At 53.0% G+C, this 15,465-nt stretch carries 11 protein-coding genes; 10 read left to right on the top strand and 1 reads right to left on the bottom strand.

Translation table 11 applies throughout. The features are described 5' to 3' along the window. The first annotated feature begins 172 nt into the window (after positions 1-172). From IEW11_RS09920 to IEW11_RS09880, 9 genes are all read left to right on the top strand, one after another. Positions 173-994, top strand: a complete 822-nt coding sequence (locus tag IEW11_RS09920) for an alpha/beta hydrolase (protein WP_188530892.1) — start codon at positions 173-175, stop codon at positions 992-994. Positions 995-1,185: 191 nt separating this feature from the next. Next, positions 1,186-2,280 carry a DUF3048 domain-containing protein gene (locus IEW11_RS09915; protein WP_229725103.1) on the top strand — a complete coding sequence of 365 codons (1,095 nt, stop codon included), beginning with the start codon at positions 1,186-1,188 and terminating at the stop codon, positions 2,278-2,280. Positions 2,281-2,491: 211 nt separating this feature from the next. Then, entirely contained in the window at positions 2,492-3,457 is a 966-nt protein-coding gene (locus IEW11_RS09910; RefSeq protein WP_188530891.1) for a carbohydrate ABC transporter permease, read from the top strand. After that, entirely contained in the window at positions 3,454-4,308 is an 855-nt protein-coding gene (locus IEW11_RS09905; protein WP_188530890.1) for a carbohydrate ABC transporter permease, read from the top strand. Before IEW11_RS09910 ends, IEW11_RS09905 begins: the two co-directional genes overlap by 4 nt. A 115-nt stretch (positions 4,309-4,423) precedes the next feature. Next, complete coding sequence (locus IEW11_RS09900) at positions 4,424-6,220, top strand: cache domain-containing sensor histidine kinase (RefSeq protein WP_188530889.1); 1,797 nt, start codon at positions 4,424-4,426, stop codon at positions 6,218-6,220. Further along, entirely contained in the window at positions 6,195-7,817 is a 1,623-nt protein-coding gene (locus tag IEW11_RS09895) for a response regulator transcription factor (protein WP_188530888.1), read from the top strand. Before IEW11_RS09900 ends, IEW11_RS09895 begins: the two co-directional genes overlap by 26 nt. Positions 7,818-7,925: 108 nt before the next feature. Continuing rightward, entirely contained in the window at positions 7,926-9,260 is a 1,335-nt protein-coding gene (locus tag IEW11_RS09890) for an ABC transporter substrate-binding protein (RefSeq protein ID WP_229725101.1), read from the top strand. A 218-nt stretch (positions 9,261-9,478) separates the two neighbouring features. Next, complete coding sequence (locus IEW11_RS09885; protein WP_188530887.1) at positions 9,479-10,093, top strand: DUF47 domain-containing protein; 615 nt, start codon at positions 9,479-9,481, stop codon at positions 10,091-10,093. A gap of 18 nt (positions 10,094-10,111) precedes the next feature. Next, on the top strand, positions 10,112-11,113 hold the full coding sequence (locus IEW11_RS09880) for an inorganic phosphate transporter (protein ID WP_188530886.1): 1,002 nt from the start codon (positions 10,112-10,114) through the stop codon (positions 11,111-11,113). 459 nt (positions 11,114-11,572) lie between these two features. Here the strand turns inward: IEW11_RS09880 and IEW11_RS09875 are convergent, their stop codons facing one another. Continuing rightward, positions 11,573-12,511, bottom strand: a complete 939-nt coding sequence (locus IEW11_RS09875) for an ArsR/SmtB family transcription factor (protein ID WP_188530885.1) — start codon at positions 12,509-12,511, stop codon at positions 11,573-11,575. Between the two features lie 150 nt (positions 12,512-12,661). Between IEW11_RS09875 and IEW11_RS09870 the strand changes: the two genes are divergently transcribed. After that, positions 12,662-15,415 (top strand): glycoside hydrolase family 2 protein, encoded by a 2,754-nt coding sequence (locus IEW11_RS09870; RefSeq protein WP_188530884.1) that lies wholly within the window; start codon positions 12,662-12,664, stop codon positions 15,413-15,415. The last annotated feature ends 50 nt before the right edge of the window (positions 15,416-15,465 follow it).

Raw genomic sequence — 15,465 nt, 5'->3', positions numbered from 1 at the left:
CTGTCCCATGGTGACATTATCTCAGAACAGTTATGGGGTGACATTATCACAGAACAACGACAATTGATTATGTGAGCGGATTGACATTCTGAGCATGCGGGAGTATGATACAAATATAATTCATACTAAAGCGATAGGATTTATTATATATATTCGTGCAGGAGTGATTGGAATGGAAAAATCATTAACGTTGAAATCGCCGAAGGACGGCTTGGAGCTGGCTGCGACGCTGCATTATCCCACTGTGAATAAAGGAGAATCTAAGGTTCCTGCAGTTATTATTTGCCACGGTTTTGTCGGCAACCGCATCGGTGTGGACCGGCTGTTCGTGAAGACGGCGCGGGCATTGGCGGCGCAAGGTTATTATGTGCTCCGTTTCGACTATGGAGGCTGCGGCGAAAGCGCGGGCGATTATGGGGCGCTGGGCCTTGATGCGATGATTGACCAGACCAGAGCGGCGCTGGATTATGTGCTGTCCATGGACTGCGTAGATGCACGCAGAGTCACTCTGCTCGGACACAGTCTCGGCGGCGCGACAGCGCTGCTCACCGCAGTGCAGGACAAACGGGTGAAGACGCTTGTTCTCTGGTCCCCGGTCGCTTACCCGTTTAATGACATCGTGCGGATTGTCGGACGCGAAAGTTATGATGAAGCGATTGAAAAAGGCAGCACGGATCATCACGGTTATACGCTGCAGCCGGTCTTCTTCGACTCGCTTATGCAGCATCAGCCATTCCAGGCGGCGCCGCGGTTCAGCGGGGATGTGCTGCTTGTGCACGGCACGAGTGACGAAGATATTCCTGTGGACTACAGCTTTCTGCTGCAGAAGGTATTCTGGACCCGCAATGATGGGATATGTGACAAGGAAATTATCTTCCAAGCCGATCATACGTACTCCGCGCGCAAGCATCAGGAGGAAGCGATCCGCGTGACGTCGGAGTGGCTGACGGGACTGGAGAAACGCCACGAGCAGTGGCATCATTGGAGCATATAGAAGTGTGTAATTCGATTATTCTACGACTGCCTGCAACCTGGAAGCGAGTAACGGCGTATAAGAGTGTGCGGATGGATGTCCGGTGAGCCGGATATTCAAGACAAACGCTGCATTGTATGGTTTAATAGAAGGAAATGATTGTAAGTTTCGTTCGTGTTAGATTATTATTCGGTACAAAGGATGGGAGTAAGGTGGACAAGAAGTTGGGGAAAGGCTGGCAGCCGCTGCTTGCGCTGATGCTCGTGTTGCTGCTTGTGATGACAGCCTGCAGCAGTACGAACGCTACGGAGCCGCTTAGTGTAATTGGTGATGGCGACGCATTAATCGATCCGGCATTGCCTGATTCAGAGCCGGATACGGAGCTTGAGCCGGGTTTTACGGCGCCGCTCACCGGCATCAAGCAGGAGAATGAAGCGGCGGGTCGTCCCATCGCCGTCATGGTCAACAACTATGGACCGGCAAGGCCGCAGTCCGGGCTCACGCATGCGGATGTCATGTGGGAGGTGCTGGCAGAGGGCGGCATTACAAGGCTGGTGGCGATTTTTCAGAGCGATTCGTTTTCCGATGCGATTGGCCCAATCCGCAGCATCCGTCCTTATCTGATCGAGCTTGGCGAGATGTATCATGGGGTGCTGGCGCATGCAGGCGCGAGCAACGACGGTTATGCGATTCTGCAGAGACAGGGTAAGCCTTATCTGGATGAGATCTCGAATGCAGGCGCATACTTCTGGCGGGAAAGCTTCCGCAAGGCGCCGCATAATCTGTACTCCAATCTGGAGAAGCTGCGCGAAGGCGCGGCCAAGAAAAATTATGACAGCCAGGCAGCGATCCCGGCGATGAAATTTATGTCCCCCGGCGAAGTGCCGGCGCAAGGCGCGGATGCCACAAGCATCGAAATTAAGTTCCTGCTGGATAATTATAAGGTCTCATACGTCTTCGATACCGAAAAACAGGTTTATTTGCGCTCAATCAATGATGCGCCTCATACCGATATGAACAATGATGAGCAGTTGTCGGCTTCGAATTTGGTCGTGCTGGGCTCGAATCATCGAACGCTGGACGATGTGGGACGCCTGGCCGTCGATCTGTCGTCGGGCGGACCCGCGATGCTCTTCCAGCAGGGCAAAGCCATCGATGCCGAGTGGGTACGCGGCGCGGCGGATGATATCATACGGATCGTGAAGGACGGCGTGGAGCTGCCATTTACCCCGGGCAAGACGTATTATCATATTGTACCGATGAAGCCGACGTTCGCGGATCACATCCTGTATTCGAATCCGGGTTAAGGCGCAGATAACGAGCCGTACAAAAGCAAAAATGAAAGCGATGCAGCCATCCTCAGCAGAGGACCGGGCTGCATTTTTTATTTTTGAACCGATTCGTTAAATCTTATAAGAGATTGTGACTTTGTCTCATTTCGCCCCGATCTTAAATTGCCTATACTGAACTCATATTCTTTATGGCACACACAATTCCTCATACAATCGGGGTGTTCACATGAATGCGCAGCACAGTCCAGCTTCACAAGCAGAAACCAGGCGGGCCAGACAAAGCTTTCGCTCCAAAATCAAAGAGCGCTGGGAATCGCCTGTCGCGGGATATTTGTTTATTTCGCCGTGGCTGATCGGATTTCTGGTGTTGACCTTATGGCCGATGATCCTGTCCGCCTATTATTCCTTCACAGATTATTCGCTGCTGGAAGCGCCGAATTGGATCGGCACGAAAAACTACTCGCTCATCTTTACGAATGATTCGTTATTTGCGCAATCGCTGAAGGTCACGCTGCTGTTCGTTGTTTTATCCGTACCGCTGAAGCTGATCTCTGCGCTGCTCGTGGCGATGCTGCTCAACAAGGATATAAAAGGAATGAGCACCTACCGGCTGTTTATTTATTTCCCTTCCTTGATCGGCACAAGCATTGCGGTTGCCATCCTGTGGAGAAATATGTTCGGCGCGGACGGCTTCATCAATCAGATTATCGGTTTCTTCGGGATTCAAGGGATCAGCTGGATTAACAATCCGGAGACGGCGTTAAGCACGCTGGTCATTCTGGTCGTATGGCAGTTCGGCTCCTCGATGGTCATCTTTCTGGCAGGTCTGAAGCAAATATCCAGGGATCTGTATGAAGCGTCCTCCGTGGACGGAGCAAGCAAGCTGAAGCAATTTTTCAACATTACGCTGCCGATGCTCTCGCCGATCATCCTGTTTAATCTGGTGCTGCAGACGATCAATTCGTTCCAAATGTTCACGCAGGCCTTTATCATTACGCAGGGCGGACCGGTTAACTCGACTTATATGTATGCGCTTTATCTCTACGATCGCGCCTTCGGCAGGCTGCAGATGGGCTATGCTTCATCGCTGGCGTGGATCCTGCTGATCATTATCGGGATCGCTACCGCGATTATCTTTCTGTCCTCCCGTTACTGGGTATTCTACGAGCATGAAAGGAAGGGGAAGGCATGAACCTGAGATTATCGTTAAAAAACGGACAATGGAAACGCCACCTGCTGCTGCTTGTGTCCAGTGTAGTGATGATGTACCCGGTGTTCTGGTGGGTCGGCGCCTCGCTGAAGACGAACTCGGAGATGGGATCCCCGTCCTTGTTCCCGAGCGTGCCGCAATGGAGCAACTATATCAGCGGATGGACCGCTATTCCGAACTACAGCTTCACGCATTTTTATATGAGTACGTTCGAGCTCGTGTTCGGAGTCGTACTGCTCACGCTGGTGTCCTGCAGTCTGGTCGCTTTCGGCTTTGCGCGGCTTGATTTTCCGCTTAAAAATATCTGGTTTGCCCTTGTGCTGGTCACCTTGATGCTTCCCAGCCAAGTTACCCTTGTTCCGCAGTACGTCATGTTTAACGCGTTCGGCTGGGTTGATACCTATCTCCCTTTCTGGGTGCCAAGCTCGCTGGGTGTAGGGGTGGGCGGCTCATTCTTCATCTTCCTGCTCGTGCAGTTCATACGCGGAATTCCAAGAGAGCTGGATGAATCGGCGAAAATCGACGGCTGCAGCTACTTTGGTATCTATTGGCGGATCGTGCTGCCGCTGACGAAGCCTGCGCTCGTTACGGTTGGGATCTACGCTTTTCTATGGAACTGGGATGACTTCTTCGGTCATTTGATCTATATCAATTCCATTGACAAATATACGGTGCAGCTGGCGCTCCGGCTGTTCATGGATACGCAAAGCGCGATGGAATGGGGGCAGATGCTGGCGATGTCGCTCATCTCCATTCTCCCTGCGGTGATCATCTTCTTGTTCGCGCAGCGGCATTTTGTGGAAGGCATTGCATCAACGGGAATTAAAGGATAACGATACCGGGGATTCGGGAATGCTGCTGCTTATGCTGTAGCATTTTTCGCTATAACGGCATGGCTCATGCGGATTCTAATGTATAATTTGAATCATGGGAGGGGCTGATGACCGATTGAATCCGTTTAAATCCTTTAAAATCTACCATCTGCTGTTTGGCTTGATTGCCGGTTTTATGCTGGTGCTGCTCAGCGTAGTCATCTGGTTCAGTTATACGACGTCGTCCAAGGAATTTGTGCAAAATACGTTCTATTACCAGCAGCAGCTGCTCAGCGAGCTGAACAAGCAGCTTTCCATTCAACTGGTCGGCATCGAGCAGACAGCGCTGGCAACCTCGCAAAATGTGAGGCTTGAGGAGTTTGCCTCCAGCAATCGGACGAACTATCAGATGTATCGGAAGAAGAAAGATATCGAATGGTACCTGGCGCAGATCACGTACAGCTCGACCGTAATCGATTCGATCGATTTATATATATCCTATGATGTCGGCCCGTACAGCGGTACGCAGGACTTCGGCGTGCGGCTGCTGGAGCATACACAGCTGCTGAATGAACCGTGGTATGCGGATATTGAATTAAGCGATGACGCCTGGCTCGGGGAGCGTACGCTGCTTACATCCCGAGGCAGCCGCAATGTGCTCAGTTATGTGCGCAAGCTTTATTCCAATCTGGGGCAGTATCAAGGCGTCATTGTCATTCATGTGAAGGCTCCTGCAATTCATCAGCTGATTGCCGGCAGAGGCGGCAATGAGTCCACGATCAGGCATCTGTTCGATTCGGGCGGGCGACCGATGCTGCAGCGCGACCAAAGCGGGAAATTGGAAGCGTTGTCGAGCTTTGTCTCGGAGACGAAGTCCCCGTCGGGATACCGGGTTGCCCAGCAGGTGAACGGAGCATGGGTGGAAGGGAGCGAATACCTGATGGTATGGAGCGAGGATTACTCGACGAAATGGAAGATGATCGAGCTGACCCCTTACAAGGAGATTACGAGAGGAAGCTTGAATCTTGCGCTTGCATTGACGCTGATCGGCCTGTGTGCGCTTATTGCCGTGCTGTTCGTTACCCATTATATCGCGAGGCAGTTCACCTTGCCGATCCGGCACCTGTTGTCCGCGATGGGTAAGTTCTCCGTCGACCGCAAGCCGGTTAAGCTGCCAGGTGATTACAACAATGAGTTCGGTGCGATGTTCAACGGTTTCCGCAGTACGTCCGATAAAATTATCCAGCTGTACGATTCGCTCGAGGAACAGCACCGCCGCCAGCGGGATGCGGAGATCAGCGCGCTTCAGGCGAACATTAATCCCCATTTTCTGTACAATACGCTGGATCAGTTGAACTGGATGGCAATTGATGCGGGCGAAGAGCAGATGAGCCGGGTGCTGGAGCTGATGGGCCGGATGTTTCGCATCGGCTTGTCCAATGGCGAGCGGTGGATTCGGATCGAGGATGAGCTGGAGCATCTGGCCTGTTATCTGGAAATTCAGCAGATCCGCTGGGGAGAAGGACTTGAATATGAGATTGAGGTGGACGAAGGCTGCCGGAAGGCCTGGATCCCGAAGCTTACGCTGCAGCCATTTGTGGAGAATGCGGTGCTGCACGGTCTGCACGGAAGAATGTCGGGCAGGATTCGTATCCGCTGCCTGGGTGATGCCAGCCGGCTTGAATTTACGATTGAGGACGATGGCGTAGGCATTCCGGAGAACGGCGTCTTACCTCCGAGCCGCAAGAAGGGAGGCTATGGCGTCAAAAATGTGAGAGAGCGGTTGGATGCCTACTTTGGCGCTCCATATGGCGTGACCATCAAGCCCCGGCCGGAAGGCGGTACCGCCGTCGTGGTTGCCATACCCCGGATAGAGAATATCGACGATCAACTGGGAGGCGGGAGATATGTGGAAAATCGCACTGATCGATGATGACAGGCAGGTGCTGAAAAGCATGAAAAAGCTCATTCCGCTGGAAGAGCTGGACGCGGAATGCGTGGTCCAAGCGATGGATGGGCAGCAGGGGCTCGATAAAATTCTGGAGCATCAGCCCGACATCATCATCACGGACATCTATATGCCGGTCATGGACGGGCTCGAGATGATCGAGCGGCTTCGCAATAGCGGGTATGATGGCAAGATCATTATATTGAGCGGGTACTCCGACTTTGAATATGCGCGCAAGGCGCTGCGCCTGAATGTGGACGACTATCTTTCCAAGCCTGTCACGCTGCAGACGATCCAAGCGGTCCTGCAGAAGACGGTCGACGAGCTGGAGAATTCGGCGCTGTCACGCATCGAGCACGACAAGCTGAAGCAAAAGCTGGAGCTGTACGAACCCTATGTGCAGAAGCAATCCGTAAAATCACTGCTGTCCGGCCCGGAGACCGGCAAGCTTCATTCCGATCTGTGGGGGCATGTCCCAAAGCTGCGAAGCTACTCCAGGTTTGCGGTCATGGGGATCGAGCTTGTGCGTACGGTCAGAGTAACGGACATCAGTATTCCGGATTGGAATCTGTTCCGTTTCATGATCAGCAATGTGCTGCAGGAGATATTGAACGAGGAGTGTCCGGATGCGGTGTACAGCGAAATGTTCAGCCATCATGCCGGCATTATCCTTCCGATCCCGGCAGATGCCGAGGAGGCGGCGGTCAAGGAACGAATGGTGTTATTGGCCAAACGGATTATCTCATGCGTGAATCAATATTTGCGGCTTCAGATCCGGATCGGACTAGGCAGTATCAGAGATGGGCATGCGGAGATCGCCGTTTCCACGGAGGAGGCGTTTCATGCGCTGCGCGCCCGCCATGCCGCGGTCAGTCAGGAGGTGGAGGTCTATATCTACGATCCCCTGTTGCAAGTGGATGTCTCCCCGGTCTCCAGGCCGATTCATATCTATCAGCAGCTGGCTGATTTCGTGCGGCAGGGGCAGGAGGAAAAGGCGCGGGGCGTCATTCATGAAGCGGTGAAGGATCTGGCTCAGATCGGCATTCAGAAGCCCAGCCAGCTGCAGAAGGTCGGCGAGGAGATCTGGACCATTCTCAGCTATGCCTTGTACGATGTGGGGATGGCGCTGGAGGAGATCGTCCCTTATGAAGCCTGGCACAAATCGCTGTCCTCCGTAACGAGCGTGGAGGAGTTCGGCCGCTGGCTCGAGCAGATGGTGCAGCAGGTGTGCGGCCATCACGGCTGGTATGAAAATGTGAAGCACAAACAGGCGATCCAGTTCATCCTCGATTACATCCATGATCACTTTTCGGAGGATATTACGCTGCAGGATCTGGCCGAGAAGGTGTTCATCTCCCGCAATCATCTCAGTTATATCTTCCGCAATGTCACCGGCGAGACGTTCAACACGTACCTGACCCGGGTGCGGATGGAAAAAGCCAAGAGCATGATCGTGGACGGGGGTCATCTGATCTATGAGGTAGCGGGCAAGGTGGGTTATAAAAATGTCCCCTATTTCAGCACGCTGTTCAAGAAATATACCGGTTTTAACCCCTCGGATCTGGTGAAACGACATTCGTAATTTTTTATAACAGATTGTGCATCTCTCTTATACTTACTTATTCCGGGGATTGCTAATATGGAAATGTAAGCGATGACAAAATGTTTATTTGCAGAAAGGGGTAACACAATGATGAAACGCAAAGCAAGCTGGCTTATGATGCTTACTGTAATTGTCATGCTGAGCCTGATCGTTTCCGCATGCAGCGGAGGGGGAAGCATTAACACCGGAAACAGCGGCAGCAGCGACAGCAGCGGCAGCAGTGGAGGTAATGTGAATGGCAGCGGCGAACAAGCGGTGAAGCTGCGCATTCTGTGGTGGGGCTCCCAGCAGCGGCATGATGCAACGATGGAAGCTTTGAAGCTGTACACCGAGCAGAATCCGCATGTCACGTTCGAGCCGGAATTCTCGGGATGGGATGGTTATTGGGATAAGCTGTCCACGCAATCGGCCGCGAAGAACGCGCCGGATATCATTCAGATGGATTCGGCCTACCTGGCCGAATATGCAAGCCGCAATCAGCTGCTCGATCTATCCTCCGGCATCGATACGTCCAAGATGGATCAAGCGTTGGTGGATACGGGGAAATATCAGGATAAGCTGTACGCGATCTCTTTAGGAAACAACGCGTTTGGAATGGCATATAACAAAGAAGCCGTTGAGAAGCTCGGGCTGACGCCGCCGCAAACCGGCTGGACATGGGAAGACTATTGGGCGTTCGGACGCGAGGCCAAAGCAAAAATCGGCGACGGCGGTTATGTGCTGATGGATATGAGCCGTGATATCGATGTGTACGGATTATATCAGATGAGCAAGGGCAAAGGGTACTATGTGACCGATGACGGCAAGTTCAACATGGATTGGGAAACATGGATGGAGTGGATCACGACGATCGGTGAGCTGAGAGAGGAAGGCGTCATTCCTCCGGCAGATGTCCAGGTAACCGATAAAGAGCTCGATCCGAACCTTGATCTGCTGGCTAAGGGCACTGTGCTGATCCGTCAGCTTCATGCAGCGCAAGCGACAGCGCTGGATAATCTGAATCCGGGCGGCATGGCGCTGGTCACGATGCCTAGAGGAGATGAAGGCTCAGGCTGGCTGAAATCCTCGATGTTCTGGAGCGTTTCGGCTAATACGCAGTATGAAGAGGAATCCAAGAAATTCATCGATTGGTTCATCAACAGTGAAGAAGCCAACGCAATTCTCGGTACAACGCGCGGCGTACCGGTAAACAACGAGGTATTGGCGGCGATGGAGCCAAACATGTCGGAAGCGGATAAAATGGGTGTCGAGCTCATCCGTGAAACGGCGCCGATTGCCCAGCCATTCAAAACGGAGCCCAAAGGCTGGCCGAATTTCCGCAACAAGGATTACCGGATGATTGCAGAGAAAATCATGTACAAGCAGATTACGCCTGAACAAGCTTGGGAGGAAATTGTGTCTAAGTCAAAGGAGTATGAGTAAGGAATCGGCCATTTTTCTGAATACATTCATAAGAAATAGAAGAAACTAAAAGGCGCTGAATCTTAGCGTCTTTTTTTGTGTTTTTTTGCGGTGAAAAAAATTTGGGGGAATTGCAATTTTGTTTACATTTTCTCAACACTTTTGATGTGAATTGTGATAGGATATGTAATGGTTTTATACGTCAAAAGCATATTATATGCGGGATGCGAAGGGGATACTTGAAAGTGAAAAAGAAGAATATTTTTTTCAAAACGCTTGAAGAAATGGCTGATACGATTGTCGAAGGGGTGGAGTACTTCTCGTACAATGTGTCGGAAATTAAGGATGTATCCGCATTTGCCAAGGCGATGAAGGAATTCGAATCCAGGTGCGACCGGTATGTGCACACGATTCTGACGGAATTGAACAAAACGTTCATTACGCCAATCGAACGTGAAGATATTATGGGACTGACCACCTCGCTGGACGATGTCCTCGACGGGATCGAAGCCTGTGCGTCGCGGTTTGAGATGTACAACATCAACGAGGCGGACGAGTATATCGTTCTGTTTGCAGAAAATCTCGTACGCTGCGCTCACCAGATCAAGAAGGCAATCTATCTGTTAAGCGAGAAGAAGCTGCTGGCTATTCGGGAGCCGGCGATTGCAATCAATGAGCTTGAGAACCAAGCGGATGATCTGCTGCGCGTCTGCGTGAAAAATCTGTTCGCCAATGTGAAGGACCCGATTGAGCTGATCAAGCGCAAAGAGATCTATGAAATGCTGGAGCAGACTACCGACTATTGCGAGGATGTCGCGGACATGCTCGAATCGATCGTCATGCGGAACAGCTGAGCGAGGGGCTAATCGGAAATGGATACAGCCTTTCTCATCTTATGTATAGTCGTGTTTTTAGCGCTTGCTTTTGATTTTATAAATGGATTTCACGATACAGCCAATGCGATCGCCACATCCGTGTCAACGCGCGCGCTGTCGCCTCGGATGGCGATTATTCTTGCCTCGTCGATGAACTTTATCGGCGCGCTGACCTTTACGGGCGTTGCGAAGACGATCGGGGGCAGCGTCGCCGACCCGGCGACGCTGGCGCACGGAGAGCAGATTGTTATTGCCGCGCTGCTGGCAGCTATCGCTTGGAATCTGATTACGTGGTGGTTCGGCATTCCTTCATCCTCTTCTCACGCGTTGATCGGATCGCTGGCAGGTGCTGTTATCGGAGCGGCGGGTTTTGCCGGGATTAACGGGAGCGGATTTTCAAGCATTGTGAAGGGCTTGATCTTCTCGCCGCTTATCGCTTTCTCGCTCGGGTTTTTGCTGATGTGGCTGTTGAAACGGATATTCGCGAACCGCAGTCCGCATCAGGTGAACAAAGGCTTTCGGACGAGTCAGATTTTCACTGCTGCCTTCCAGGCGTTTACGCACGGTACAAATGACGCGCAGAAGGCCATGGGGATCATTACGTTTGCTTTGGTGGCGGCAGGGATTCAGGATAATCTCGACGTACCGCTCTGGGTTAAAATTTCCGCTGCGACTGCGATGGCGCTTGGTACATCGGTCGGCGGCTGGAAGATCATCAAGACGATGGGGACGAAGATCTTCAAGATCGAGCCGATCAACGGTTTTGCGGCGGATGCCGCATCGGCAGCTGTTATTCTGGCGGCGACGCTGACGCATTTTCCGGTCAGCACCACACATACGATCACCTCCTCGATTCTCGGGGTCGGCAGCGCGAAGCGCTTCGCCAATGTAAAGTGGTCGCTCGCCGGCCGGATCGTGATGGCATGGATTATCACCATCCCGATCACGATGTTGATGGCCGCATTGACGTTCCTGCTGATCGAGTGGATCTGGCTGTAGAGCCAGACATGAAGCCGCGCGAAGAGTGCGGGCGGGTTGAGGTAAGTTACGAGCAGGTACGAGCAAGTACGAGCAGGTACGAGCAAGTACGAGTAAGTTATGAGAAAGTGACGGGAAAGTTACGAGTATAGAGCCCAAAGAGCAGGATATGGGCAAGTTTTGAGCAAGTTAGTGAGTTGAATGGAAGCCGATTAGACCTTTGTGGGGTCTGGTCGGCTTCCTTTTTTTTTGGAGCGGGGTATCCGGTTCCATCCAACCAATATTTCATATAAAAGACTGCAACCCACTACCTCGCACCAAATGACCATCCTTATCCGGAGTAGTGTGCTATAGCGGACTAAATGCCTGTATTGTGCGGCCGCTAGAGCAGGACAATAAACCCTCCGAATCCGCAGCGCGGATTTGGAGGGTTTAGCGATTGCTTCGATCGTTATACGATCGAAATTTACAGCGCCGTACCTACTCGGATGGTTCCGTGCGGCGGACGAAGGACAGGACGATGTCCTGCGGATGGTCGCCGAAACCGTTGCCGAACAGGTTGAGGCCGCGCTTGTTGACGGCGTCCTCGAGGACCTCGAAGCGGACGCGGATCGGCTTGTTATAGGCAAGCTTCAGCGCGTCGATCGTCGTCGGAGAAGCGGGGATGCCATTGACCAGACTGCCGGTCTGGGTGATGCGCCACTCGGTTAACATCCCGTACTCGGTGCCGCTCTTCCAGCGATCGGGCGTCAGCTTGCCCTTGCGGTCACCGTAGTCGGCAGGGCTTGTCCAGGTGCCGATCGGCAAATCATTCACGATCACCGTGATGTCGGACGGCCAATCTTCCCGGAAAGCTGCCGCTTCCGAACAAACCTCGGCCGTGATGCTCAGTTCCTCAAGTTCAACACCCGGGGGCAGCGGGTTGGCAAAGTAATATTCGACAAAACCCGCCTCTGCAAACCATAGAAGCGCTGCGTCCGTGCGCTCCGGCATATAGAACACGCGGGGATCGTCCTGGGAGCCGATGACAGATCCGTCCTTGCCGACCATGCCGCATGGCGGCAGGACAGAGCATTGCGAATACATGCCGATGGGCATATGAATCTCTTCGGTCTGGTGCAGGCCTTCGCCGGGTTTGGAAGGCAGCTCAAGCAGTATCGAACGGCAGGTGACGGAACAGATTTTCTCGCGGTTCGCGCCCTGCGTGGATACGACCAGCTCAGCCTGCTCCAGCGTCTGCACATTAATGGAGATGGTGGGCTGGGCGAGGCCAAGCGCTTCTGCGAGCTGGCTGACGCTCATCGGTTTGTGGCCGAGCGCTTCGAGAATGCGTACGCGGACATCACCCGCAAGCGCTTTGGCCACGTCGACGATACGCGAAGCGGGGTAGCGAATCATGTCCTGTTTTATATCGTTCATCGTCTAATTCCTTTCCCGAAAGGTGGTTCAATTGTTGAACTAAGTGTACTATAAAACAGGTGTATTGTAAATTAACAATATACATTGAACATTTAATATACATATGCTAAGATGATGTCGAAATCACAATTGAAAGGTCGTGTTTAATCCATGTCTACCCAAGCTTTATCTTCTTCAATGACAACAATACCCCGGCCTGAATATCCGCGTCCTGATTGGCAGCGGACGGACTGGCTTAATCTGAATGGCGTATGGTCGTTCCGCTTCGACCCGGATAATGAGGGCATCAGCCAAACATGGCATACAAAAAATGAAATCGCTTACGATTCTGAGATTACGGTACCATTCTCTTGGTCAAGTCCATTGTCGGGTATCGGGAAGGATGATAAAGGCATCGGATGGTACCGCCGTTCTCTTCAATGGAAGCCGTCCGAGTCGGATTCAAGGATTTTCCTGCGGTTCGGCGCTGTCGATTACGCATGCGATGTTTGGATTAACGGAACTCATGCAGGCGCTCATAAGGGCGGATACGGCACATTTGAATTTGACGTAACGGATGCATGGGCAGCAGATCGGGAGAACATGATCGTCGTACGTGCGGAAGATTATGATAACGATTACCAGGCGCGCGGCAAGCAAGGTTATGGCGAGATCCGCGGGATCTGGCAGCCGGTTTGGCTGGAGGCACGGCCGCAAGCTTATGTGCGTGACGCCAAATTCGTGACTTCCATGGATGGGCGCGTCGAGGTGACGGCAAGCGTTATCGCGCATGAAGAAGGTGAAGCGGAGCTGAGCCTGAGCTTTGCGGAAGGATCGATCCGCCATACGGAGGCGCTGAAGCTGACAGCCGGTGAGAACAAGGTTACGACGTCGTTCATTGTGAACGATCCGCAGTTGTGGAGCCCGGAAACACCGCATCTCTATGAAGGAGAGCTCAGGCTGTCCGGCGGGTTCGGCACAGATGTCGTCAGCACGTATTTCGGCATTCGCGAGATCGGCACCGCAAGATTCGGCGACAGAGGCTACCGCTGGATTACGCTGAACGGCAAGCCGGTCTACCTGAACGGCACGCTTGACCAGTCGTACCATCCGACCGGTTACTTCACTTATCCGTCCGACGAGGAGATGCGGGATGAAATCTATCTCATGAAGCGGCTCGGACTCAACTTCGTCCGCATTCACATCAAGCCGGAAGAGCCGCGCAAGCTGTACTGGGCTGACAAGCTCGGCATTCTGGTGATGGAGGACATGCCTTGCTTCTGGGGCAAGCCGGATGAGACCGCGCGTGTTTCTTATGAAAGTGAAGCGTTGGAAATCATCGACCGGGATTATAATCATCCATCCATATTCTCATGGGTGATGTTCAATGAAACCTGGGGTTTGATGTCGGGCGAGATGACACCAGGATTGACAAGCGATATCACCAAACGCACCGGCTATCAGCCGCAGACGCAGGAATGGGTGCGGGAGAAGTACCGGTGGGCGAAACAGCTCGATCCGACGCGGATTATCGAAGACAACTCGCCGTGCAACTGGGACCATGTCGAGTCCGACATCAACACCTGGCATTTTTACATCAATGGTTATGACGAAGTGCGAGCGCATGTGAGCGAGGTAGTGGACAAAACGTTCCCGGGCTCGGACTTCAACTATATCGGTGGCAATGTACAATCGGATGCGCCGCTGATGAACAGCGAATGCGGGAACGTATGGGGCATCGAAGGCGGCGCGGGCGACAGTGACCTCGCATGGCACTACCGGTACATGATGAACGAGTTCCGGCGGCACGACAAAATGTGCGGTTTCGTATTTACCGAATTTCGCGATGTGACCAACGAGTTCAACGGTTACTACCGGCTGGACGGCTCGGACAAGTATTTTGGCTATGAAGCATTCGTGCCGGGCATGACGCTTGCCGATCTGCATTCGCCGGACTTTATCGTCATAGATGCGCCGCCTTCCCAAACGGTTCATGCAGGTGCTGACGTTACGGTACAGCTGCTGCGTTCAAGCTTCTCGGACCGGCATCACGGGCAGACGCTCAAGGTCGAATGGGAGCTGTGGTATGACAGCCTGGGAACGCGCAGGGTTGCGGACAGCGGGGTGATCGAGGAGGCTTGGAACGGTTACGGCGTAGCGCCAATAGCGCCGCTTACCGTACGGATGCCGAAGCAGGATGCCGTTGCCGTGCTGGCAATTCGTCTTGTGAACGAATCCGGGGAAGCGCTCATGCGCAACTTCGTTACGTTCGATGTGCGCAGCGGGCAAGCGAATGGTGTATATGATGCCGAAGGCGGTTTCGTCAGCATTCCGGCAGGGGACTTCAGCGATCAGTCATTCGATCATCAATGGAACGCGATCCAGGGAGCCAAAGTGAACGGCGTGAGAAAAGGGCAGTTCGTGTATGAGGTGAAGCTTCCCGATCATGCGGCGCAGGAGACGATCGGCAGCATCGAAATTCTGTTCGAAGCAAGCGCCAAACGGGTGCTCGCGCGCAATGTCGAGGGATCCAAGGAACAGGAAATAGGCGTTAACTATATGCACGGCGCAGCGGCGAATGTGGAGTACAACCCCAATACGTACTACATGACAGACGATGAAAAGCATGAATCACGCGTACATGTGCTCATCGACGGAGAGCGTATCGGTACATTCGTACTGCCGGACGATCCGGCGGACAGCCGGGGCGTGTTGTCCTGGCACTACCAGCCGGCTGCGAAGCAACTGGATGAAGCGGGCTCATACGGTTATCTGTGCAAAGCAACCGTGCCGGGCCGTCTGGCCGCCAAGCTGGACCGCAGCCGCAGCGTGCGTCTGGAGCTTCAAGCGGATGAAGGCGGAATCGCATTGTATGGGCGCAACGCGGGACGTTATCCAATCGATCTATTAATTCGTTACAGCTAATCAAGAGCGCGGCGGCGAGCATACATTCACGAATGGGGATCGCCGCCATC

The sequence above is a fragment of the Paenibacillus abyssi genome, from assembly GCF_014640295.1.
Classification (GTDB): Bacteria; Bacillota; Bacilli; order Paenibacillales; family Paenibacillaceae; genus Paenibacillus_D; species Paenibacillus_D abyssi.
Note: the sequence above shows the minus strand (reverse complement) of the source record. Positions and strands in the feature narration are given on the sequence as shown.